Annotated in this window: 17 protein-coding genes; 11 read left to right on the top strand and 6 right to left on the bottom strand. The window is 73.9% G+C overall.

What is annotated here, in order from left to right; genetic code table 11:
• Positions 1 to 277: 277 nt before the first annotated feature.
• The 5 genes from ACZ6Y1_RS05785 (at position 278) to ACZ6Y1_RS05765 (ending at position 7,964) form a co-directional block, all read left to right on the top strand.
• Positions 278 to 4,249, top strand: coding sequence for a non-ribosomal peptide synthetase (locus tag ACZ6Y1_RS05785; RefSeq protein WP_469623439.1), 3,972 nt, complete (start codon positions 278 to 280; stop codon positions 4,247 to 4,249).
• A complete protein-coding gene (locus tag ACZ6Y1_RS05780) occupies positions 4,246 to 5,538 on the top strand; it encodes an MFS transporter (protein WP_469623436.1) in 1,293 nt (430 codons plus the stop codon). The genes ACZ6Y1_RS05785 and ACZ6Y1_RS05780 overlap by 4 nt, the downstream gene beginning before the upstream one ends.
• Positions 5,539 to 5,611: 73 nt before the next feature.
• A complete protein-coding gene (locus ACZ6Y1_RS05775; protein WP_469623433.1) occupies positions 5,612 to 5,908 on the top strand; it encodes a phosphopantetheine-binding protein in 297 nt (98 codons plus the stop codon).
• Positions 5,908 to 6,849 carry an NAD(P)-dependent oxidoreductase gene (locus tag ACZ6Y1_RS05770; RefSeq protein ID WP_469623430.1) on the top strand — a complete coding sequence of 314 codons (942 nt, stop codon included), beginning with the start codon at positions 5,908 to 5,910 and terminating at the stop codon, positions 6,847 to 6,849. The genes ACZ6Y1_RS05775 and ACZ6Y1_RS05770 overlap by 1 nt, the downstream gene beginning before the upstream one ends.
• Before the next feature lie 233 nt (positions 6,850 to 7,082).
• A complete protein-coding gene (locus ACZ6Y1_RS05765; protein ID WP_469623427.1) occupies positions 7,083 to 7,964 on the top strand; it encodes a LuxR C-terminal-related transcriptional regulator in 882 nt (293 codons plus the stop codon).
• A 140-nt stretch (positions 7,965 to 8,104) separates the two neighbouring features.
• Here ACZ6Y1_RS05765 and ACZ6Y1_RS05760 read toward each other — a convergent pair whose 3' ends face one another.
• The 3 genes from ACZ6Y1_RS05760 to ACZ6Y1_RS05750 all read right to left on the bottom strand — a co-directional run bounded on the left by ACZ6Y1_RS05760 (position 8,105) and on the right by ACZ6Y1_RS05750 (position 10,589).
• Positions 8,105 to 8,407 carry a hypothetical protein gene (locus tag ACZ6Y1_RS05760; protein WP_469623424.1) on the bottom strand — a complete coding sequence of 101 codons (303 nt, stop codon included), beginning with the start codon at positions 8,405 to 8,407 and terminating at the stop codon, positions 8,105 to 8,107.
• A complete protein-coding gene (locus ACZ6Y1_RS05755; protein WP_469623421.1) occupies positions 8,404 to 8,607 on the bottom strand; it encodes a hypothetical protein in 204 nt (67 codons plus the stop codon). The genes ACZ6Y1_RS05760 and ACZ6Y1_RS05755 overlap by 4 nt, the downstream gene beginning before the upstream one ends.
• Before the next feature lie 152 nt (positions 8,608 to 8,759).
• Positions 8,760 to 10,589, bottom strand: coding sequence for a hypothetical protein (locus tag ACZ6Y1_RS05750; protein ID WP_469623418.1), 1,830 nt, complete (start codon positions 10,587 to 10,589; stop codon positions 8,760 to 8,762).
• Between the two features lie 378 nt (positions 10,590 to 10,967).
• Between ACZ6Y1_RS05750 and ACZ6Y1_RS05745 the strand changes: the two genes are divergently transcribed.
• Complete coding sequence (locus tag ACZ6Y1_RS05745) at positions 10,968 to 12,470, top strand: FUSC family protein (protein WP_469623415.1); 1,503 nt, start codon at positions 10,968 to 10,970, stop codon at positions 12,468 to 12,470.
• A 25-nt stretch (positions 12,471 to 12,495) separates the two neighbouring features.
• Here the strand turns inward: ACZ6Y1_RS05745 and ACZ6Y1_RS05740 are convergent, their stop codons facing one another.
• Positions 12,496 to 14,796, bottom strand: a complete 2,301-nt coding sequence (locus tag ACZ6Y1_RS05740) for a HelD family protein (RefSeq protein ID WP_469623412.1) — start codon at positions 14,794 to 14,796, stop codon at positions 12,496 to 12,498.
• 141 nt (positions 14,797 to 14,937) lie between these two features.
• Here ACZ6Y1_RS05740 and ACZ6Y1_RS05735 point away from each other — a divergent pair, with 141 nt between their 5' ends.
• From ACZ6Y1_RS05735 to ACZ6Y1_RS05725, 3 genes are all read left to right on the top strand, one after another.
• Positions 14,938 to 15,519 (top strand): GNAT family N-acetyltransferase, encoded by a 582-nt coding sequence (locus tag ACZ6Y1_RS05735; RefSeq protein WP_469623409.1) that lies wholly within the window; start codon positions 14,938 to 14,940, stop codon positions 15,517 to 15,519.
• A 182-nt stretch (positions 15,520 to 15,701) separates the two neighbouring features.
• Positions 15,702 to 16,838 (top strand): nitric oxide synthase oxygenase, encoded by a 1,137-nt coding sequence (locus ACZ6Y1_RS05730; RefSeq protein WP_469623406.1) that lies wholly within the window; start codon positions 15,702 to 15,704, stop codon positions 16,836 to 16,838.
• A 47-nt stretch (positions 16,839 to 16,885) separates the two neighbouring features.
• A complete protein-coding gene (locus ACZ6Y1_RS05725) occupies positions 16,886 to 17,965 on the top strand; it encodes a lactonase family protein (RefSeq protein ID WP_469623404.1) in 1,080 nt (359 codons plus the stop codon).
• Positions 17,966 to 18,045: 80 nt separating this feature from the next.
• On the opposite strand, the gene ACZ6Y1_RS05720 is transcribed toward ACZ6Y1_RS05725, so the two are convergent.
• Complete coding sequence (locus ACZ6Y1_RS05720; RefSeq protein ID WP_469623401.1) at positions 18,046 to 18,960, bottom strand: sirohydrochlorin chelatase; 915 nt, start codon at positions 18,958 to 18,960, stop codon at positions 18,046 to 18,048.
• 185 nt (positions 18,961 to 19,145) lie between these two features.
• Here ACZ6Y1_RS05720 and ACZ6Y1_RS05715 point away from each other — a divergent pair, with 185 nt between their 5' ends.
• Complete coding sequence (locus tag ACZ6Y1_RS05715; protein ID WP_469623398.1) at positions 19,146 to 19,823, top strand: uracil-DNA glycosylase; 678 nt, start codon at positions 19,146 to 19,148, stop codon at positions 19,821 to 19,823.
• A gap of 215 nt (positions 19,824 to 20,038) precedes the next feature.
• The gene (locus ACZ6Y1_RS05710) at positions 20,039 to 21,598 is read left to right on the top strand and encodes a vWA domain-containing protein (RefSeq protein WP_469623394.1); all 1,560 of its coding nucleotides are present in this window, start codon (positions 20,039 to 20,041) and stop codon (positions 21,596 to 21,598) included.
• A 77-nt stretch (positions 21,599 to 21,675) separates the two neighbouring features.
• Here the strand turns inward: ACZ6Y1_RS05710 and ACZ6Y1_RS05705 are convergent, their stop codons facing one another.
• Positions 21,676 to 22,767: a WD40/YVTN/BNR-like repeat-containing protein gene (locus tag ACZ6Y1_RS05705; RefSeq protein WP_469623391.1), complete on the bottom strand. Its 1,092-nt coding sequence runs from the start codon at positions 22,765 to 22,767 to the stop codon at positions 21,676 to 21,678.
• Positions 22,768 to 22,946: the final 179 nt, after the last annotated feature.

The following is a 22,946-nucleotide window of genomic DNA, read 5'->3' as shown; positions in this document are numbered from 1 at the left end:
CCGCCGTTGCCGTCCGCCCGTCCCGGGCCGCCGTTGCCGTCCGCCCGTCCCGGGCCGCCGTTGCCGTCCGCCCGTCCCGGGCCGCCGTTGCCGTCCGCCCGTCCCGGGCCGCCGTTGCCGTCCCCCGTTCCCGCCCGCCGTTCCCCCCGCCCCGTGACGCCCGGGAGCCGCCGCGGACCGCCGTCGCCGGTCCGTGAGGAAAACGTACGCCCGCATCCCCACCAGCCTCTCCCGCGCGGTCCGGCCGCGCCCCCACCCCGTTTCGAGGAACGATCCGATGAACCCCGTAACCGCCGCCGCCCCGCTCTCCTCAGGCCAGCAGTCGCTGTGGCTCGACGAATCGCTGCGCGGCGAGTCCGCCGTCTACAACGTCCCCGTCGCCTACGAGATCCGCGGCGCCCTCGACACCGATGCCCTGGCCCAGGCCCTGACCTCGCTCCTGGCGCGCCACCCGGCGCTGCGCAGCAGCGTCCACGTGACCGACGGGCAGCCCTCGCTGGTCACCGCCGCCCCGGGCGGGGTCCCGCTGGAGACCAGGGACCTGCGGGGCCTACCGGCCGCCGAAGTCCAGAGCACCGCACGGGAGTTCGCCGCGGTACCGCTCTCCCTGTCCGCGCTGCCGCTGCTGCGGGCACTGCTGCTCCGTACCGGCGACCAGGAGGCGCTGCTCGTCCTGGTCGTCCACCACGGCTGCTTCGACAGCTGGTCCGTCGAGGTACTGCGCGCAGAGCTCGCCGCGGGCTACGAGGCGGCGCTGGCCGGCACCCCGCTGCCCGCCGGGGAACTGCCGGCCTACGCCGAGCAGCGCCGGATCGCGCTGGCCGAGGCCGCCGCGGACCACGGGGAGGACCTGGCCTACTGGACCGGGCGGCTGGCCGGCGCCCCCGCCGAGAGCACCTGGCCGCACGACCTGTCGCGGCCCGGGGCGGCGACCCAGCGGGGCGCGACCGAGGGCTTCGACATCCCCGGGGAACTGGCCGCCGGACTGCGCGCCCTGGCCCGCAGGCAGCGCACCACCCCCTTCGCCCTGTTCACGGCCGCCGTCCAGCTGCTGCTGGCCAGGGTTTCGCAGGAACCCGCCGCCGACGACGGCACCATCGACGTCGCGATCGGCACGCCGGTGGCCCGGCGCGAGCACGCCTCGGCCGAGCAGCTGATCGGCTACCTGGCCAACACCGTCGTGCTGCGCCGCCGCATCTCACCGGAGGAGTCCTTCGCCGGCCTGGTCGCCCGGACCGGCAAGGAACTGCGCGCCGACCTCGGACGGGCGGCCCTGCCCTTCCCGGCTCTCGTCAAGGCGCTGGCCCCGGGGCGGAGCCCGGACCGTTCGCCCTTCTTCCAGGTGATGCTGGTCGTGGAGGACGCGCCCGAGGCCGAGCTGCGCCTGGGCACGGCCACCGGACGCGCCGTCCCGCTGCACTCGGGGACCGCGAAGTTCGACCTCACCCTCACCCTGGTCCCCGATGCGGCGGACGGCTACCGCGGCACCCTGGAGTACGCCACGGACGTCTACACCCCCGAGGCCGCCCAGGAGTTCACCCGTGCCCTGCTGAGCCTGCTGGGCGGAGCCGCGGCGGACCCGCTCTCCCCGGTGGGCACCCTCCCGCTGACGGCGCGGGCGGCGGACGCCCGTACGGAAGGCGGCCCTGCCGACGAGCACGACACCGCGCGACCGGCCGCCGCCCACGAGCTGTTCGACCGGACCGCCGACCGCATCCCGGGCGCCCCGGCCCTGCGCTGGGACGGCGGTGAACTCGACTACGCCCGGCTGCGGCTCGCCGCCGACCGGCTGGCCCGCCGCCTCGGGACCAACCGGGCCGTGGCCCTGTGCGCGCACCGTTCCCCGGAGCTCGCCGTCGCGCTGCTGGCGGTACTCAAGAGCGGCGCCGGCTACGTGCCGCTCGACCCGGCCTACCCGCGCGAGCGCCTGGACTACATGCTGGCGGACAGCAAGGCCGAACTCCTGCTCGTGCACTCCGACGTGGCCGGCACCATCACGGTGCCCGAGGGCGTACGGGTGCTCCCGCTGGACGACGTACTCGAAGGACTCGACGAAGCGGAGGAGCCGGGCACGGCGCCCGCACGGCAGGAGGCAGCCGCCCCGGCAGCGGACGGCCTCGGCTACGTCATCTACACCTCCGGCTCCACCGGACTGCCCAAGGGCGTCGAGATGCCGCACGGGCCGCTCGCCAACCTCATCGACTGGCAGCTCGGCCGCTCCGCGTCCGAAGAGGGCTGGAACACCCTGCAGTTCGCGGCGTTCAGCTTCGACGTGGCCTTCCAGGAGCACTTCTCGACCTGGGCGAGCGGCGGCACGCTGATCCTGGTCGACGAGGAGGTGCGCCGCGACCCGGCCCGGCTCCTCGGCTACCTGGAGACCCAGCGGGTGCACCGGGTCTTCGCCCCCTTCGTCGCGCTCCAGCAGCTGGCCGACGCCGCCGCCGAGACCGGGACCTACCCGCAGACGCTCCGCGAGGTCGTCACCGCCGGCGAGCAGCTCCAGGTGACCGACGCGCTGCGCACCTTCTTCACCCGCGTGCCCGCCTTCCTGGAGAACCAGTACGGCCCCTCGGAGACGCACGTCGTCACGGCCGAGCGACTGACGGGCCCGCCCGGCACCTGGCCGGACCTGCCCGCCATCGGACTGGCCGTGCAGGCCACCCGGGTGGAGATCCTCGACGACCGCCAGCAACCGCTGCCGGCCGGTGTGCCCGGCGAGATCTGCGTCTCCGGAGCGGCACTCGCGGACGGCTACCGCGGCAAGCCCGGGATGACGGCGGAGCGGTTCGTGGTCCGCGAAGGCCGCCGCCTGTACCGCACCGGTGACTTCGGCCGGACCCTGCCCGACGGGCGGATCCAGTGCCTGGGCCGCCGTGACGGCCAGGTCAAGGTCCGCGGCTACCGGATGGAGCTGGGGGAGATCGAGGCCCAGGTCCGCCGCCAGGACGGGGTGGCCGACGCGGTGGTCGTCGTGGACGACTCACCCACCCGGGGCAAGCGGCTCATCGCGCACTGCCTGCCGGCCCCCGGCGCGGAACTGGCCCCGCAGCGACTGCGGCGCGCCCTGCGCGGAGTCCTGCCGGAGTACATGCTGCCGTCCGCCTACGTGACGGTCGACAGCTTCCCGCTGACCCCCAGCGGCAAGGTCGACCGCAAGGCGCTCGCCGCCCGGCCGCTGCCCGGCACGGCCCCCGGGGGCGGCGCGGCCGCGGCCCGCGACGCCGTCGAGTTCGAGATGTGCGACCTGTGGGCCAAGGCCCTGGGCCGGGCCTCCGTCGGCATCGACGAGGACTTCTTCGACCTGGGCGGCGACTCGCTCACGGCGGTCCGGCTGATGGGATCGGTCCGCGCCCACTTCGGAACCGGGCTGGAACTCAACGAGCTGTTCCGCGCCCCCACCGTGGCCGCCCTCGCACGCCGGGTCCGCGACGGCGCCGACGCCGAACCCGCCGGTCCGCTGGTGCGGCTGCGGGCGGGTGCCGAGGGGACGGCGCCGCTGTACCTCTTCCCGCCGCTCGCGGGCACGGTGGTCCGCTACGCGCCGGTGGCACGCGCCCTCGGTGCCGGACCGACCGTCTACGGCCTGCAGTCGCCGGGCCTGCAGCCCGGTGAAGAGGCCTGCTCCACCATCGCGGACATGGCCCGCGTGTACATCGAGCACATGCGCAAGGCCCACCCGGGCGGCCCCTGGCACGTGGGCGGCTACTCGATGGGCGGTGTGATCGCCTTCGAGGCGGCCCGTCAGCTGAAGGCCGCCGGCGAGGAGATCGGGCTGGTCGCCCTGCTGGACACCAACCCCCGGATGGACCTGGACCCCACCGAGGACTACGCCACCCGGATCCTCGTCACCATGGCGCTCAAGCTCGACCTCGACCTGACCGCACTCGGCGAACTGCCCGAGGAGGAGCGGATCCAGCGGCTGCTGGACCAGGGCATCGCCGCGGGCTCGCTGCCGGCGGACTACGACGAGGACCGGCTGCGGCGGATGCTGGAGGCCTACCGCCACAACGGCAGCGCCCTGGAGCGCCACGTCATCGAGCCGCTCGACGCGGACGTGGTCCTGTTCCGCGCCGAGGACCGCAGCGCGGACGTCACCGAGGAGCCGTACGACCTGGGCTGGAACGCGCGGTGCGGCGGCCGGCTCACGGTCCGGGACACGCCGGGCACGCACTTCACGATGATGGACCCCGACGGCCCACTGGAGACGCTGTGCGGCCTCATCGACGTCGAACTGGCGGCCCACCGATGAGCGCCCCCGCCGAGCGAGGCACCCCCGTGGAGACCCGGGAACGGGACGCCGCCGTCGGCACCGCGCGGACCGGCCTGCGGGCCCCCCTTCGCCGACGCCGCTTCCGGCTGCTGTACACGGGCCAGTGCCTCTCCCGCACGGGCGACTTCGTCTTCCAGGTGTCGCTCGCCGGGTACGCGGTCACCACGGGCAGCCCCGCGCTGCTGGCCTACACCCTGTTCGGGCAGGCCACCGGCACCGTGCTCATGCTGCTGGCCGGCGGGGCCCTCGCGGACCGGTTCGGCGCCCGCAAGGTGATGCTCTGGGCCGATCTGGCCCGCGTCCTGGCCACCGCCGGGGTGGCCGCCCAGGTCGCGGCGGGCGGCCGGAACGTGTGGGCGATCGCCGCCTGCGGGCTGCTGCTGGGCCTGGGCGACGGAGCGTTCGAGCCCGCCTTCACCCTGGCCTTCACCGAGTTGCTGCCCAAGGCCGAGCTGCTGGCCGCCAACTCGCTCCAGGCGATCGCCCTGCGCACCGCGGGCATCGCGGGGGCGGCCCTCGGCGGGGTCCTGCTGGCAGCGGCCGGCGCCACCGTCTCGTTGGGGCTGGGCACGGCCGGGTTCGCCCTGGCCCTGGCCCTGGTGCTGCTCGCGGGACGGTGGCCGGTGGCCGACCGGCCCGCCTCGGGGGACGGCCTGTTCAGGGAAGCCACCGGCGGGATCCGGTACGTCTTCTCCCACACCTGGCTGTGGGTGTCCATCGGCAGCTTCGGTGTCAGCGTGGCGCTCGTCGTCGCTCCGGCCAAGGCCCTGCTGCCGCTCGCCTCCGCCGACGTGCTCGGGGGCGGCGCGAGCACCTACAGCCTGCTCGTCGGCAGTCAGGCCGCCGGCGCGCTGCTGGGCGGGCTGCTGGTGAGCCGGCTGCGGCGGATCCCGCCGGGCCTGCTGGTCTTCGGCGGGATGGCCGTCGTCTGCGGAGGTTTCGCCGTGCTCGGCCTGTCGCCGTCGGTCATCGTCTCCGTCGCGGTGGCCACCGTGGTGGGAGCCGTCCTGTCGGCCGCCACCGTGGCCTGGGCGGCCACCCTGCAGAGCAGGGTGCCCGGTGAGCTGATCGGCCGGGTCTCCAGCGTCGACTGGCTGATCTCGCTCGGAGTCTCCCCCCTCGCCCTGGTGGCCGTGCCGCACCTGCTGACGTACGGGGCCCCCGCCACCGTGCTGGTCTCCGCCGCGGCGGTCGCGCTGGTGGTCAGCGCGGCGACGGCACTGGTCCCGGCCGTACGGAGTCTGGCCTGGCCGGCCGCACAGGCCTGACCGCCCGGGGCCGCGGGCCCCCTGTTCGTTTCCGTTCACGCACTCGCGCACACGACTTCCCAGGAGGAACCCCATGGACGACCGCCGACTCTTCACCGACGCCCCCGCCGTGCCCGCCGCCGACGAGACCGAGGCCGCGCTGGTCCGGCTCTGGGAGGAGGCGCTCCAGGTCCGCCCGGTCGGGCGGGAGGACAACTTCTTCGAGCTGGGCGGCACCTCGATGCTCGCCACCCGGATCTGCGCCGGGGTGGAGCGGGTCACCGGCACCCGGCCCTCCGTCCACGAGCTGTTCGACGCCGACACGCTGGCCGACTTCGCCCTGCACGTCGGCGCCCCGGCCCCGGGCCGCGTCCTGGTGACGGCCGCCTGATGGCCCGGGTGCTGATGGTGGACCCGATCCACCCCGACGCGCTGGACGACCTGCGCCGCCGCTACCAGGTGGCCCTGCACCCCAAGCCCTCCCCGGGGCAGCTCGTCGAGCTCGCCCGGACCGCGGACGCCCTGGTCCTGCGGGCCGGCGTGCGCGTGACGCGGGAGGTGATCGCCGCCGCGCCCCGGCTGCGGACGGTGATCCGGGCCGGTGTGGGACTGGACAACATCGACCTGGAGGCCGCCGCCCGGGCCGGGGTGGAGGTGCGCAACGTGCCCGGCGGCTCCAGTGACGCGGTGGCCGAGCTGGCGCTCGGCCTGATGCTCGCGGTGTGTCGGCGGATCGTGGTGGGGGACCGCCACACCCGGTCCACCGTCTGGCACAAGCAGGGGCTGATGGGCAGCGAGCTGCGCGGCAAGACCCTCGGGCTGATCGGTTTCGGCGGCATCGGGTCGCGGATCGCGACGCTGGCCCAGGGGTTCGGCATGGAGGTGGCCGTGGCGGTCGCCCGGCCCGGGCGCGACCGGGCGCGGCAGCTGGCCGAACGCGGGATCCGCCTGGTGGCACTGGGTGAACTGCTGCCCGCGGCGGACGTGGTGTGCCTGTCCGTGCCGCTGACGGCGCAGACCCGGGGGCTGGTCGGCCGCGCCGAACTGGCCCTGATGAAGCGGGACTCGTACCTGGTGAACGTGGCCCGGGGAGGGACGGTCGACGAGCAGGCCCTGCTGGAGGCGCTGCGGTCCGGGGCGCTCGCGGGCGCGGCGACCGACGTACTGGTCCGCGAGGGTGCGCCCACCGAACTGGCGGCGCTGGACAACGTGGTGCTGACCCCGCACATCGGGGCGCTGACCAGGGAGGCCCAACGCCGGATCGGGGAGCGGGTGGTGGAGCTCCTGGACGAGGCGCTGGCCCCGCTCGGGCGGCTCAGGCTCACGGCTTGATCCCTGCGGTCCGCAGACCGCAGAGCCGCCTCGCATAAGCTTCCACGATGTGGAATAATGTTTCCAAATTCAATCCTCCTGCGGTAGCGTTCGCCGTGGAATTCTCAGGCCTGCAAGGGGGATGCATCGTGAGTCTGACGAGTCTGGGGCTGAGCCGCCGCGAGGAGAGTGTGTACCGGCACTTTCTTCGCACATCGGATTTCGGCCCCGAAACGGCGGGTGAAAAACTCGGGATGAGCCGGGACGAAGCGGACTCGGCGCTGCGGAGCCTGTGCCGCTACGAACTGGTCCGGGACGCCGGCGGGGGACGGTGGGTCGCCATCGACCCCGCCCTCGGGATCGAGCGTCTGATCGAACAGCGCATGGGGGAGCTCAACGAGGAACTGCGGCTGGTCTCCTCGGTCCGCCGGCTCATCCCCGAACTGGTGGAGGCGGCGCGATCGGCGGACCGCCCGGAGAGCCCGGCCGGCGGGATCGAGCGGATCGACGGGCTGCCCGAGATCCGGGCCCGGCTGGACGACCTCGCCTTCTTCGCCCGCGAGGAGATGTGCGCGCTGCAGCCCGACGGCCCCCTCACCCCGGCCTTCATCGAGGCCGCCCGCCCCCTCGACCTCCGATGTATCAGGCGCGGGATCACCATGAGAACGGTGGTCCTGCGCACAGCGCTGGAGGACTCCGCCACCCGCGGCTACCTCTACGAGATGGCCGACCTGGGGGCCGAATTCAGAACGGTCGACAAGGTCATGGACCGGATGGTCATCTACGACCGGGCCACGGCCGTCGTGCCGCTCGACCCGACCGACAGCGCCCGCGGGGCGCTCCTGGTCCGCCAGAACGGACTCGTGTCCAACATGGTGGCCCTCTTCGAGAAGGTCTGGGCCTCCGCGGAAGCCCTGCCCGGCAAGGACGCGGGCGAGGAATCCGACGGCATCACCGACACCGACCGCGAGGTGCTGACCCTGCTCGCCCGGTTCGACAAGGACGAGATCGCGGCCCGCGAGATGGGGATCTCCATCCGCACCTTCCGACGCCACGTGGCCGATCTGCTCCTGCGGCTGGGTGCGTCGAACCGCTTCCAGGCGGCGATGCTCGCCAAGGACCGCGGCTGGATGTAGCCGCCCCGTAGGCGGCGGCCGCCCCGTGCGATCAGGAGAGCGCACGACAAAAAGGGCCTGACCACTGCACCCAGTGGATCAGGCCCTGCTCCGTACACCCGTACACGCGTACACCCGCGCACGCACCCGCACCGCGGCGTTCACCCGACCTCACGGCACGCCAGGAACTCCCAGCCCTCCATGGCGGGATCGCTCAGCGCGCGCCGCGCCTCGGCGCAGGCACGCGACACCGGAACCTCCCGGTCCCGCGAGAACCGCAGGACGATCGAGAGCCCGTCGTCCCCCAGGCCGTGGAACTCCGCCTGCCAGGCGGCCGGCAGCAGTGCCAGCCAGCGCACCACGCTCAGCGGCGCGACTTCGGCGACGGCCGCCGAGCCCGCGCGCGCCACCAGTTCGATCTGCCGGCTGCCGACCGGCGCGCGGTGGTCCGGACGGGCGGTCACTGCCAGCCGTTCTCGGTCTTGTCCAGCGGGGCGACCTGCCAGCCGTTCGCGAGGACGGCCGTGGCGGGCGTCGACTGCCAGCCGTTCTCGGCCCGCGCGGCCGGCCCGTCCGCGGTGGTGACGACGCCCAGCGCGACGGCCGTACAGAGGCCGATCAGGACAGCGGCGGCCTTGGCGCGAGTGGTGATCCGGACGTTCATGACTTCCTCCGAGTGGGTTTCCGTGCTGGTGACAGGTAGAAATCTGTCATCCGCGAAAGCCCCCTCCAATGGCCCGCGACGCCAGCAAACTGCAGCCGGGGCTGCAGTTTGCTGCCAGGTGCCCGGCGGTGCAGCCGCCGTGCACCTGCAGGTCAGCGCAGGCACCCCACGATCTGCACCGAGATCCTCGCGCTCCCGGTGAGTCCGGAGGCCGGGTCGGTGGCGGAGAAGACGAGCGGATAGGTCCCGTCCGCCAGCAGCGGCACCAGGAACCGGCCGGAGGCCCCGGCGCCGATCGTCACCGGCCCGCTCGGGCCGATGATCTGCCAGGTGGTGGCCTGGGGATCGGTGATCACCCGGTCGCCGGGGCGCGTGCGGGCCGTGCCCGCGAACGGCTCCTCGCAGCCGCGCCGGAGCCTGCCTCCTCCGCCGGGCTGCTGGATGGACACCGCCGGGGCCTGCGGCTGCGCGGAGGGCGACTGCCCGGGCCGGGTGGCGGGCGGCTGGTCGGGGCCGCCGGTCGACGGGCCGGGACCGTTCGGCGTACGCGGCGTCGGCGAGGCGCCCGGGGACCCGCCGGGGCTCGGCGAGGACGAGGGAGGGGGCGTAGGGGAGCCGCCGGGCAGCGGGCTCGCCGAGGCCGCGGGTCCGGACTTCGAGGGCGCCGGGTCCAGGGCGGGCGGCAGCACCGGCCGGTTCACGGTCGGAGGCGCGGCGCCCTTGTCCGGCGAGGTGGGCTCGGCGTCGATGGTGCCGCACACGGCGCTCGCGACCATCCGCTGGCTGTCGGGGACGGGGAAGACGCGCAGCCGGTTGTCGCCGGCGCCGTGCGCGTGGTCGTCGAGGTAGACGTTGCCCGTCAGGGTCTCGCCGTCGGAATGCTCGATCCAGACCGTGTCGTGGTAGTCGGCGCCCGCCCGCTGCTGGTTGTGGCCCGTGACGTGCCAGTCCTTCACCGGCCGGCCCGACGCCCCCGGCGTGGGCGCGTCCGTCGACGCGTACAGCCAGCCGTCGCCGAGGTAGCGCTGGGGGCCTCCGCCCCGCTCGTTGTCCGCCGGGAACTGGAAGCCGCCTCCCAGCACCAGCCGGCCCTTCGGGCATCTCACGGTGGCGTCCGCGGTGCCCCCCGCCCCGACCGCGACCGTGGCCGTGGCGATCGAGACGTCCTTCAGCCTGACGCAGACCGGCCGCAGGTCGACCGCGTAGTTGGACTGCGGGGGCTGCGGGTCCAGGACGTGGGTCTTGCGCTCCGCCCCCTCGGAGTTCCACATCCGGAACGAGACCGGGCTCAGTTCCGTGCCCGGATTGACCGACACCGTCCAGTGCCCGGGCGCGGGTTTCCCGTCGAGCGCCTCGTCCGTGGTGAGCATGTCCATCGGTACGGGTGCCACGCCGCGTTCCCGGAGGTAGCGCGTCGCCCGGAATTCGACTCCGACCATCGTGAAGCCGCCCGTGCACGCCGGCCGGGCCAGCGCCTCGCGGAAGGCCTTCGCGTACGGGCCCTCGGTCGACAGGTCGTGGATCGGACCCTCGTCGGTGCTGGTGATCTTCACCGAGTGGTCCTTGAAGGCGTGCGCCGCCCGGCCGGTGAACTCCTGGTGCGGTTCGAACTCCGGTCCGGCGTTCACGCACAGCGCGTACGAGGTGAGGGTGACGGGCGCGTCCCCCGGGTTGTACGCCGCCGCCAGCCAGGCCGCGCCGACGAACTCGCTCGTCGTCGCGAAGCCGCCGCCGTCGACCGCGTACCCGCCGCCGAGCGCTGTCTCGTGCTTCTGGCACGCCGCGACGACCGACTGCTCGCCCCCTGCGGGCACCTGCGCCGAGGCACTGCGCTGCACGACCACCACGTGCGGCTTCCCCTGTGCGGCCCACCACACGCCGGCCCCCGCGGCGCCGCTGACCACCAGGGCCCCCGCGGCCACCGCGGCCGCGGTCTTCCCGCTGATCGTCCCGCCCGCTCTCGCGAAGATCCCAGAGCCCATGTCCCCCGCTCCTCACCCCTCCGCCCGCCTGCGTGCCCGCGGGGCCGTGGGCAATGTAGCGGCGCGAAACCGCCCTTCACAGGGGTGCGCAGACACCTGCCACGACGTTTGCCGTCCGTTGGTCTTCCCATGGCCGAAGATCGCGCCCCCGGACTGTGCCATTGGCCCACTCTCCCCCTGCCGAGTTGAGCCATTGCCCTCTACATGCTTATCTGTGTCCTATCCATGTATCTACGGCGCCGCGCAGCGCCGGACCGGCGACGAGGCCGGACCGGAGCGCGGTGCCTTCGTCGTGTCCGTACGCCTCCCACCACCCCGGGCGGGCGACGGACGCGGCGTGCAGCATCGCAAGGGGGGCGGCACACCGCCGTGAAGAGGATGTTCGTCGCACCGGACCCGGGGCTCACGAGACTGCGGAACTCGGCCCGCGCGGTGATCGGCGTCGCCGCCGCCGTGGCCCTCGCCGAACTGTGCGGTCTCTCCCTCACCGCATCCATCACCGGGGGACTGGCGGCCCTGCTGGCCCTCTTCACCGTCCTGGACCCGAAGGTCCCGGCCCAGCGCCTCACCACCGCCCTGCTGCCCGTCGCCGGATTCCCGGTGCTGGCCCTGGCCACCGGCCTGCACTCGACGCCCGTCGCCCGGGACGCCGCGTTCCTCGCCGTCGTCCTGGCCGGGGTGTACGCCCGCCGCTGGGGGCCGCGCGGGCACGCCCTCGGCGTCTTCGGCTTCATGATGTTCTTCGTCACCCAGTTCCTGCACGCCGTGCCGGCGCAGCTGCCCGAACTGTTCGCCTCCGTCGGCCTGGCACTCCTGGCCTCCGGCGCCGTGCGCTTCGTCCTGTGGCCCATCGAGCGCCGTACCCCGCCGCCCCCGGCCCCGCCGGGGCTGCCCGGCACCGGGCTGGCCAGGCCCACGACCCGGCAGGCCTTCCAGGCCACCGCCGCCTGTGCCTTCGCGCTCGTCATCGGCCAGTCCCTCTCCGAGGACCGCTGGTACTGGGCCGTCGGCACCGCCTGGTGGATCTTCGTCAACACCACCTCGCGGGGCGAGACCCTGGTACGCGGCTTCCGCCGGGTCCTCGGCACGGTCACCGGCATCGCCGCCGGCCTGCTGATCGCCGTACCCCTGCACGGAGCGCCCCTGCCGACCGCCGTGCTCGTCGGCGTCTGCGTCTTCGGGATCTTCTACACCGCGGCCCCCTCGTACTCCTGGATGATGTTCTTCGTGACCGTCATGGCCGGACTGCTCTACGGCCTCCTCGGCGTCCTGCACCCCGGTCTGCTGCTCCTGCGGTTCCAGGAGACCGCGATCGGCGCGCTCGGCGCCGCCCTCGCCGTGGTGCTGATCCTGCCCGTGACCACCCACGCCACGAACTCCGTCTGGATCCAGCGGGCCCTGCGCTCCGTACACGCCGCGACCGCCGAGGCCACCGCCCGCCTCGCCGGTTCGCCCACCGCGGACCCCGCCCCGCACGCGGCCGAGCTGGAGGTCCTGCTGGCCCGCGTGCGGATGGCGCTCGCCCCGCTGGTGCACCCGCTCAGCCCGTTCCGGGGCCGCAAGGAGCGCGCGGCACAGGTCATCGCGCTGCTGGACGACTGCGCCCGCGAAGTCCGGGGCCTGGCGGCGGTCGCGGCCGACCCGGACGCGAGCCACGACGCCCGCCTCGCGGCGGCCTGCTGGCGCGTCGAAGCGGCCGTGGAGGCGCTGACCGCGGCGGGCGAGGAGGACCGCGCCGGGCACACCGCGGCGCCCGGGACCGTCCCCCGGGCCGCCGCCACCGAACCCGCACTCGCCCACCTGTACGGCCTCGAACAGGCCCTGGCCGAGCTCGCCGGCCCGCTGCGCAGCTCCCGGCCCTCCCCGCTGGTCGACGCCTGACCCCTCCGGCGGAGGGGCCGGGGGATCAGCCCGCCGAGCGTTCGTCCGGCCCGAGCCCGTGCAGCCCCGCCGGCAGCCGGCCGGGGGTGTGCAGCACGCCCAGGGACTGGGTGGCCCGGGTCAGGGCCACGTACAGGTCGCTCGGCTGGAGGTCGGCCGGCTCCACCACGATCACCGTGTCGAACTCCAGCCCCTTGGCCTGGCGCGGGTCCAGCAGCACCGCGTCCCGGGCGAGGTCGGGCTCCTCGCCCGCCCGTACCCCCGGCAGCACGGCCGCCAGCTCCGCGTGCAGCGACCGCGGGGCGATCACCGCGAGCCGGCCCTCCGCGGGCCGCTCCGCCGCCACGGCCCCCGCGAGCGCCCCGGGCAGTTCCGCCGCGGCGCGCGCCCAGGGCCGCACCCCGGTGGACCGTACGGAACTCGGCGGCCGGAATCCGGGATCGCGCTCGCGGAGCACGCCCGCCGCGACCTCCATGATCTCGGCGGGCGTACGGTAGTTGACCCCCAGCCGGACCAGCTCCCAGCGCTCGCCGACGTACGGGGACAGGATCCGCTCCCACGAACCGCCGCCGGCCTCCTCCGCGGTCTGCGCCGGATCGCCGACCAGGGTCATCGACCGGGTCGGGCAGCGCCGCATCAGCATCCGCCAGGCCATCTCCGACAGCTCCTGCGCCTCGTCCACGATGACGTGCCCGAAGGCCCACGTGCGGTCCGCCGCCGCCCGCTCGGCCGTGCTGCGGTGGTCGGCCTCCTCGTACCGTTCGGCCATCCGCTCGGCGTCGATGATGTCGTGGGCGGCGAGGTACTCGTTCTCCTGGTCCTCGAACTCGTAGGACTCCGAGCCCTGCGACAGGTCCAGCACCCCCTGGGCGTACGCGATGCGCCGGGCCCGGGCCCGCTCCTCCTCGGCCCGCCGCGCGGAGTCGTCCTCGCCGAGCAGCTCGGCGGCCTCGTCCAGCAGCGGGACGTCGGCCGGGGTCCAGTCCGGCCGCGCGGAGGGCGCCCGCCGGATCAGCTCCGCCTCGTGCGGGGGCAGGTGCGTGGGGTCCGCCAGGAAGTCGGCGACCAGCTGCTGAGGGGTGAGGGAGGGCCACAGCGAGTCGATCGCCGCGTGCACGGCGGGGCTCATCGCGATCTCCTTGCCGAGCTGGGCGACGTCGTCGGGGCCCAGCAGGTTCGGGCCTCCGTACGGATCGGCGCCCAGCCGGTCGGCGAGCTGCGCCGTGAGCGCGTCGATGACCGGGAAGGCGAAGGCGGCACGCGCCTGGTTGTGCGGCAGCCCGGTGGCGCGCGCCCGGTCGCGGGCCTCATGGGCCATGGTGCGGTCCAGCAGCAGCGTCCCGTAGTCGTCGTGGTCGATCTCCAGGGCGGGCTCGGGGACCGCGTCGTACTCCTCGCCGCTGTCGGCGGGCACCGTCTCCGGCAGGCACTGCCGGTCGGCGACCACCCGGGCCAGGACCCCGGCCATCTCCGCCCGGCCCTTGACCGCGGCGGCGCCCGGGCGGTCGGTGCCCGTCGCGTGCACTCCCGGGAACAGCTCGCCGGGAGTGGCCAGCAGCACACCCGTCTCGCCGAGCGCGGGCAGCACCCCGCCGATGTACCCGAGGAAGGCGGGGCCCGGGCCGACGATGAGCACGCCGCGCCTGGCCAGCAGCTCCCGGTGGGCGTAGAGCAGGTACGCGGCGCGGTGCAGCGCGACCGCCGTCTTCCCGGTGCCCGGGCCGCCCTCGACCACCAGCACCCCGCGGTGCGTGGAGCGGATGATCCGGTCCTGCTCGGCCTGGATCGTGCGCACGATGTCGTGCATCCGGCCCGTGCGCGCGGCGTCGAGCGCTGCGAGCAGCACCGCGTCCGCGTCGGCGCCCTCGTGGCCGGTCCGCTCGGTGTCGGTCAGGTCGAGGATCTCGTCGTGCAGGGAGGTGACCACCCGCCCCCGGCTGCTGATGTGCCGGCGGCGGCGCAGCCCCATGGGTGTGTGGCCGGTGGCGAGGTAGAAGGGGCGGGCCACGTCGGCGCGCCAGTCCAGGACGAGCGGAGTGCGCTCCGTGTCGTCGGCGCGGATGCCGATCCTTCCGATGTGGTGGTCACGGCCGTCGGAGAACTCCAGACGGCCGAAACAGAGACCGTTCTCCCCGGCATTCAGAGCGGCCAGGAGCCCGGACTGTTCGGCGACCAGGACATCCCTTTCCAGCCGGGCCTGTGCGCCGTTCCCGACCTCGCGCAATGCTCCCGCCATGGTGTGTTCGGCCTGGTCGCGCAGGTCGTCGAGGCGCCGATAGAGGTCCGTGACGAATTGCTGCTCTTTCCGGAATTCCTCGGTTGACAATTCCACTCCCGCCGCGCTAAGGTGTCCTCGTGAGGTTGTTCACGCTTTTGGTTTCAGGAAAGGCGTGAATCAATCAATATACGCTCTCCCAACCCTCGGCAGCGAATTCGGCCGGGGGATTTTTTGCGTACCGTGGACCTCATGACCATCGCACACGGCTCGACCGACGGCATCGTCTACCGGCCCGCCCGACCGCAGGACGCGGGTGCCATCGAGGCGCTGGACGGCTCCTTCATCACCGCCACGGTCTTCGAGGTCGCCCCCGCCGGATCGGGTCTCGGCTTCGTGCTCCACGAGGTCCCCGTGGACCCGCCGCTCTACAAGGAGTTCCCGCCCGAGGAGCACGACGAGCAGGGGCTCGGCCGCGGTTCGGGTGCCGACGGGGACGCGCGCACCTACGTGGCCGTCGACGGCGGGCGGGTGTGCGGCTTCGTCGCCACCGGCTACGCGGCCTGGAACCGCCGCCTGACCATCGAGGACATCGAGGTCGCGCCGGACCGTCGGGGACGGGGCGTCGGGCGGGCCCTGATGGAGTGCGCGGCGGAATACGCCCGCGAACGGGGCGCCGAACACCTCTGGTTGGAGGTGAGTTCCGTCAACGCTCCTGCGGTGCACGCCTATCGGCGCATGGGATTCGTCCTCTGCGGCCTCGACACCACCCTGTACGGGGGCACGCCGTCGGCCGGCGAAAGGGCGCTGTTCATGGCCAGGCCCTGCGGTTGAGAGATCATACGCCCCGTCAGTTCCCTTTCGCAGCCGGATCGTGGAAGACCACACGGAGGAGTGTTCCGCGCACGCCTGCCGCACGCCGCTGACCTGCGGCATGTACAAACGGTCATTGTTTATTGCACATTCATCCGGCATGTACAGGGTGGATCTGGTCGGACAGGGGGTAACGGCCCGGAATGGAAATCCTTCAACAGCGCTCCACCACCGCGCAGGTGTGGGAAGCGGCCGAGGAGTTCATCCGACTCTTCCACAGGGAGAGCCACGGCGCGGGCGATCCGCGCACCCGGCTCGCCGAGGTGCGGGCCGAACTCGCGGACACCGGCACCTACCGGCACACCCATGCCGAACTGGTCCACGGGGCCCGGGTCGCCTGGCGCAACAGCAACCGCTGCATAGGCCGGCTCTACTGGAACTCGCTGCGGGTCCGTGACCGGCGCGGGCTCACCGACGCCGACGGCATCGCCGCCGAGTGCTTCGAGCACCTGCGCGAGGCGACCAACGGGGGCAAGGTCCGGCCCACCATCACCGTCTTCGCCCCGGACACCCCGCAGAGCCCCGGACCGCTGATCTGGAGCGAGCAGCTCGTCCGCTACGCCGGCTACGGAGACCACCCGTCGATAACCGTCGGCGACGCCCGCAACGCCCCGCTCACCGAGGCCCTGCTGCGGCTCGGCTGGACGGGCGGCGCCGGCACCCCGTTCGACCCGCTCCCGCTCGTGGTCCAGGGGGTCGACGACAAGCCGCGCTGGTTCGACCTCCCCGCCGACGCCGTGCTGGAGGTGCCGATCGAGCACCCCGAGGGCGACGGCTGGGCCGACTGGGGGCTGCGCTGGCACGCCGTACCCGCCATCTCCAACATGTGCCTGGAGATCGGTGGCATCCACTACCCGGCGGCCCCGTTCAACGGCTGGTACATGGGCACCGAGATCGGCGCCCGCAACCTGGCCGACACCGACCGCTACAACCTCCTGCCCGCCGTGGCCCGCCGCCTCGGCCTGGACACCGCCAGCGACCGCTCGCTCTGGAAGGACCGGGCGCTCGTCGAGCTCAACCGGGCGGTGCTGCACTCCTTCGACCGCGCCGGGGTCACGATCGCCGACCACCACACCGAGTCACGGCGCTTCCTGTCCCACATGGAACGGGAGGAGAGCAAGGGGCGTGAGGTCGGCGCGGACTGGTCCTGGATCGTGCCCCCGATCTCCGGCGCCGCCACCCCGGTCTTCCACCGTACCTACGAGGACCGCCCGAGCAGCACCGCCTACGTCCACCACCCGGGCGCGCAGGAAAGGGCACAGGGGCGCGACTTGGTCTAGACCTTCTGTTACGGTCGGCTCCGGACCGATCGACGGAGGGGCAGGGCATGGGCGACAGGACGGCCGGCGAGGCGGAACACCGGGTCCACATCGGCTCGTTCACCTCGTCGGGCGGGCGCGGCATCACCACCGCGGCCCTCGACCCGCAGACCGGAGCGCTCACGCAGCTCTCCACGACCGACGCGCTGGCCGACCCCTCGTACCTCGTAGCGGGCGTGCACGAGGGGGTGCTCTACGCGGTGAGCGAGAGCGCCGAGGGGGCGGCCCGTGCCTTCGTCGCGGAGGGCGGGGGGCTGCGGGCGCTCGGGGAGCCGGTGCCGGTGGGCGGCGCCGGCCCCACCCACCTCGGCGTCGCCGGGCCGTGGCTGCTCACCGCCCACTACACCTCGGGCGGAGTCGGCGCGCTCGCCATCACGGGGGACGGATCCCTGGCGGGCCCCGCCCGGGTGCTGCGCCACCACGGATCGGGCCCGGACCCGGAGCGCCAGGAGGGACCGCACGCCCATCACGTCCTGGCCGACCCGAGCGGCCGCTGGGTGCTGAGCGTCGACCTGGGAGCCGACCGCGTACGCGTCTGCGCACTGGACGGACCCACCGGCACGCTGCGGCCGCACTCCGAGACCGCGCTGCCTGCCGGCAACGGCCCGCGCCACCTCGCCTTCCACCCGGACGGGGAGGTGGCGTACGTGGTGAACGAGCTGAGGCCGCTGCTGACCGTCTGCCGATGGGACGCGGAGGCGGGCGGCCTCGAACCGGTCGCGGAGGTTCCGATCGCCGCAGAAGCCGATCCAGCGGGTGTCAGGGCCTATCCCTCCGCGATCGTGGCCGCGCCCGACGGCCGCTTCGTCTGGGTCGCCGTGCGCGGCGCGGACACCCTCGTCACGTTCTCGCTGGCCGACGGCCCCGCGCAGCCGCGCCGCACGGGCGCGGTGGACTGCGGCGGACGCTGGCCCCGCGACCTGGCCCTCGACCCGGCGGGGAAGCGGCTCTACGCGGCCAACGAGCACTCGGGGGACGTCACCTGGTTCGACGTGGACCCGGCGACGGGGCGGCCCGCCCGCGCCGGTGCGCTGCCGGTCCCGGCCGCCAGCTGCGTGCTGTTCCGCCAGGCCCGCCAGGCCCGCTAGGCCCGCTCATGCGTGAGGCCCCGCCCCCCGGCGTCAGCCGGCCCGGGGAGCGGGGCCTCACGCACGCGTGGTGCGGGTCGTCAGTTCGCGGGGGCGCCCAGGGTGATCCCGAGGGCGGCGGTGTACTGGGCGACGGCCAGCTTGCCGAGCGCCCCGTAGGCACCGAGCACCTCGGCCGCGGCGCAGTCGGCCTCCTTGCAGGCGGTGTCCAGCAGCCCGTCGGCGGCCTCCGGCCCGATCAGGTAGGGGGCGAGCGCGAGCTGGGTGGAACCCTCGCGGCGCAGCTGCTCGGCGACCGCGGCCACCGAGCCCTCCTCGTCGAGCGCGGCGGCCTTCACGGGCACCGCGAGGCGGGCGGCGAGCAGCATGCCGGTGATGCCCGCGGCCTGGACGGCCTCCTCGCCGCCGGTGGTGGCGAGCACGATGCCGTCGGCGGCGGTGGTCACGGTGAAGAGCCGCGCGCGGTCGGCGCGGGCCAGCCCCGCCTCGGAGAGCCGCACGTGCAGGCCCTCGGCGAGCAGCGGGTGCGGGCCGAGTACGTCGGCCAGCTCGGCGGCGGCCGAGGAGTCCATCAGCGCCTGGCGGATCCGGCGCAGCAGGCCGCCGTCCGGACCGGCCAGCAGGGGCACGACCACGGCGTCCGGGCCGGTCGGCGCGGGCACCTCGTGGCCGGCGGCACGGGCGAACTCGGCACGCTCGGCGCGCTCGGTCGCGACGGCCGTCAGCACGCCGGACAGCGAGGGGAACTCGGACTCGTCGTCACCGTCCAGGAAACCGATCCGGGCCTCCAGGCCCGGCAGCTCGGAGCGGCCGATGCTGATGATCTCTTCCGCCAGCCCCCGCGAGGCGGCCGACGGCGTACCCGGCACGGCGAGCACCAGCGCGGGCGCGCCCTCTGGCGCCGCCGCGGGCTCGGGCCGGCGGTGCCGTCCGGTCTGGCGGGGTCGCGGCATTCGTACGGGCAGGCCATTCGCGGGCCCAGTGGGGGAGCTCATGGCGCCGCATGCTACTGGCTTATCGGAACCAGGTGTTCGGGAGGGCCTTCTCGGGCGGCATCTGTCCGTATTTATCCGATGAATATCGCATACGGTCAGCCCGTCGGGACCCGAAACCGAGCGATCGTACTTTACCCGTCGGCCGATTGGGAGAGGGGGTCCTTGCGCCAGTAGAGTGATCCTTTGTGGCAGCTCTCCCGTTGAACCAACTCGTCGAGCCCGGCTGGGCCGAGGCGCTGAGCCCCGTGGCCGGCCGCATCGCAGCCATGGGCGACTTCCTGCGCGCCGAGATCGCCGCGGGCCGCACGTACCTCCCGTCCGGGGCGAACGTCCTGCGCGCCTTCCAGCAGCCCTTCGACGAGGTGCGCGTCCTGATCGTGGGACAGGACCCCTACCCGACCCCCGGTATGGCCATCGGCCACAGCTTCGCCGTCGCGCCCGACGTGCGCCGGCTGCCGGGGAGCCTGGAGAACATCTTCCGGGAGCTGAACACCGACCTCGGTCTGCCCCGGCCCTCCAACGGCGACCTGACGCCGTGGACCCGGCAGGGCGTGCTGCTGCTCAACAGGGCGCTGACCACCGCGCCCCGCAACCCCGGGGCCCACCGGGGCAAGGGCTGGGAGGAAGTGACCGAGCAGGCCATCCGCGCGCTCGCCGCCCGGGGCAAGCCGCTGGTGTCGGTGCTGTGGGGGCGCGACGCCCGCAACCTGCGGCCGTTCCTCCAGGAATTCCCGGCGATCGAGTCCGCCCACCCGTCGCCGATGTCGGCGGACCGCGGCTTCTTCGGATCGCGGCCGTTCAGCCGGACCAACGACCTCCTGGCCCGCCAGGGGGCCGAGCCGGTCGACTGGCGCCTGCCGTAGGCCCTGTCCGGCCGGGCAGGGCGGTCGATACCGGACGGCGTCGGGATCGACATCCGACCTTGACATTCCGCATGCCGTTGTCGCTTCGATACCCGTTCGCAATCCCTCCGAATGCTCCAACTCCCCGCCCGCAGCGTCAGATTCAACACCGACGACGCTCCGAGGGAGATGGCATGACGCCCCATCAGGATGACCGCACGTCCCGAACGTCCCGCATGTCCCGAACGGCCCGAACGTCCTCCACGGCCCGGAGAAGACCCCGGGGCCGGCTGATCGCCGCGCTCGCCGCCGGCGGCGTCCTGCTGGGCGGTTGCGGGTACGGCGGCGGGACCGGCGACCGGGCCGCGCACGGAGCCGACTCCCGGCCCAGGCCCGCCGCCTCCTTCCCCGGCGGGGGTGCCCCCGAGGGTGAGAGCGACGGGCGGAGCGCCACGAAGCCGCCCGCGGACTACCTCTCGACCTTCGCGCTCGACGTGGACACCGCCAGCTACGGCTACGCCCGCCGCACCCTCGCCGAAGGCCGGCTGCCAGACGCCGCGAGCGTGCGCCCGGAGGAGTTCGTCAACAGCTTCCGCCAGGACTACCGGCAGCCCGACGGCGACGGCTTCACGGTCACCGTCGACGGGGCCCGGACCACCGACCCGAGCTGGTCCCTGGTCCGGGTGGGACTCGCCACCCGGGCCGCGGGAGGCGGCACGGACGCGGAACGGCGGCCGCCCGCCGCCCTCACCTTCGTCGTGGACGTGTCCGGGTCGATGGCCGAACCCGGGCGCCTCGACCTCGCCCGCACCTCCATGAACCTCATGACCGACCAGCTGCGCGAGGACGACTCGGTCGCCGTCGTCACCTTCAGCGGCACCGCCCGGACCCTGCTGCCCATGACCCGCGTCGAAGGCCACCGCGACCGGATCCACGAGGTGGTCGACGGACTGCGCACCGCCGATTCCACCAACGTCGAGGCGGGCGTCGCGCGCGGGTACGACGAGGCGGTGAAGGGGCTGCGGCCCGGCGCCACCAACCGAGTCGTCCTGCTCTCCGACGCCCTCGCCAACTCCGGATCCACTTCCGCCGACACCATCCTGAGGCGGGTCGCCTCGGCACGGACGGAGCACGGGATCACCCTCTTCGGGGTGGGGGTGGGCAGCGAGTACAACGACGCCTTCATGGAACGGCTCGCCGACAAGGGGGACGGCCACACCACCTACGTCTCCGACCCCGAGGGCGCGGGCAAGGTGTTCTGCGAGGACCTGCCCGCACAAGTGCAGCTGCGGGCCCGCGACGCCAAGGCGCAGGTCTCCTTCGACCCGGCGACCGTCGAGCGGTTCCGCCTGATCGGCTACGACAACCGCAGGGTCGCGGACGACGCGTTCCGCGACGACACCGTGGACGGGGGAGAGGTGGGCTCCGGCCACACCGTCACCGCCCTGTACGCGGTGCGGCTGCGCTCCGGCGCCGGCGGGCACGTGGCGACGGCGACGGTGCGCTGGCTGGACCCGAACACCCGGGCTCCGCACGAGGAGTCGGGACGGGTGGAGGCGGCCGCGCTGGCGGGGGACCTGTGGACCGAGGCGCCGCCGCGCCTGCAGGTCAGCGCGGTGGCCGCGTACTTCGCCTCGGCGCTGCGCGAACGGGCCGGAGGCTGGGAGCGGGTGCCGGGCGCCGTCCCGCTGGCCGGCCTCGCGGAGCACGCGGACCGGCTGGCCGGCCGCACCGAGGACCCCGCCGTACGGCAGCTGTCGCAGGCGGTACGGCAGGCGGGACGGCTGACCGGCTGACCTGCTGAGGCGCTGACCGGCTGAGGTGCTGAGGTGCTGACGGGCGGTCCGGGCTCCGGACCGCCCCCCGGCACGGCCTATCCCCCCACCACGGCCGCCCGTACGCACAGGACGTCCGGCAGGTGCTCGGTCAGCAACTGCCAGCTCTCGCCGTCGTCATGACTGGCGTACAGCTCGCCGTTGCGGTTACCGAAGTAGACCCCCGCCGGGTCCGCGTCGTCCGTGCACAGGGCGTCGCGCAGCACCGTCCCGTAGTGGTCCCCGGTCGGCAGCCCCTTGGAGAGCGGTTCCCACGTGGCCCCCGCGTCCCGGGTCCGGAAGACCCGGCAGCGGTGCTCGGCGGGGACGCGGTCGGAGTCCGCGTTCAGCGGGAAGACGTACGCGGTGTCCGCCCGGTGCGGGTGGGCGGCCACCGCGAAGCCGAAGTCCGAGGGCAGCCCGCCGCCGATGTCCGTCCACCGGGCTCCCGCGTCGTCGCTCCGGTAGACGCCCCAGTGGTTCTGCAGGTACAGGCGGTCCGTGTCCCCGGCGTCCCGGGCGATCTTGTGCACGCACTGGCCGAACTCGGGGTGCTGGTCCGGCAGGAACACCGCCGAGACCCCCGCGTTGGACGGGGACCAGCTGGCCCCGCCGTCCTCGGTGCGGAACACCCCGGCGGTGGACACGGCCACGGTCACCGAGTCCGCGTCGCGCGGGTCGGTGATCACCGTGTGCAGGCCCTCGCCGCCCCCGCCCGGCACCCATTTCGCGCGGCTCGGGTGTTCCCACAGGGGACGGACCAGCTCGAAGGATTCACCCCGGTCGGTGGAGCGGAACAGGGCGGCGGGCTCCGTCCCCGCGTACACCACGTCCGGGGCCTCGGGGCCGGCCGGCTGCAGCTGCCAGACCCGCTCCAGCGAGGCGCCGGTGTCCTTGGGGAACTTCACGGCGGGCGACGCGGGTTCCCGCCAGGTCGCGCCGAGGTCGTCGGAGGTGAAGACCGACGGCCCCCAGTGGGAGCTGTCCGCGCCGACGAGCAGCCGGGGTGCCGGGCCCCGCCGGTCCACCGCCACGGCGTAGACGGCCTCGGCGTTGAAATGGGGTCCGCCGAACTCCCACGGACCGTCACCCCGCCGACGGCCGATGAACAGTCCCTTGCGGGTTCCCACGAGCAGCAGTACCTCGGCCATGGCCGGCACCTCCGGACTCGGAGCTCTTCTTCCCGGTCTTCCCGGTTCTTTCCGGCCAGTCTGCACCCGCCCACTGACAGCGGCCCGGTGCGCTCACGGGGGTCCGGATTAGCTGATCGATACTGATCGTTTACCGACAGGAAATCATTGCCGCTTGCATGTAGCTGTTTGGAATGGGT

It is taken from the genome of Streptomyces sp. NPDC053432, from assembly GCF_055585365.1.
This window is presented reverse-complemented; position numbering and strand designations above follow the sequence as displayed.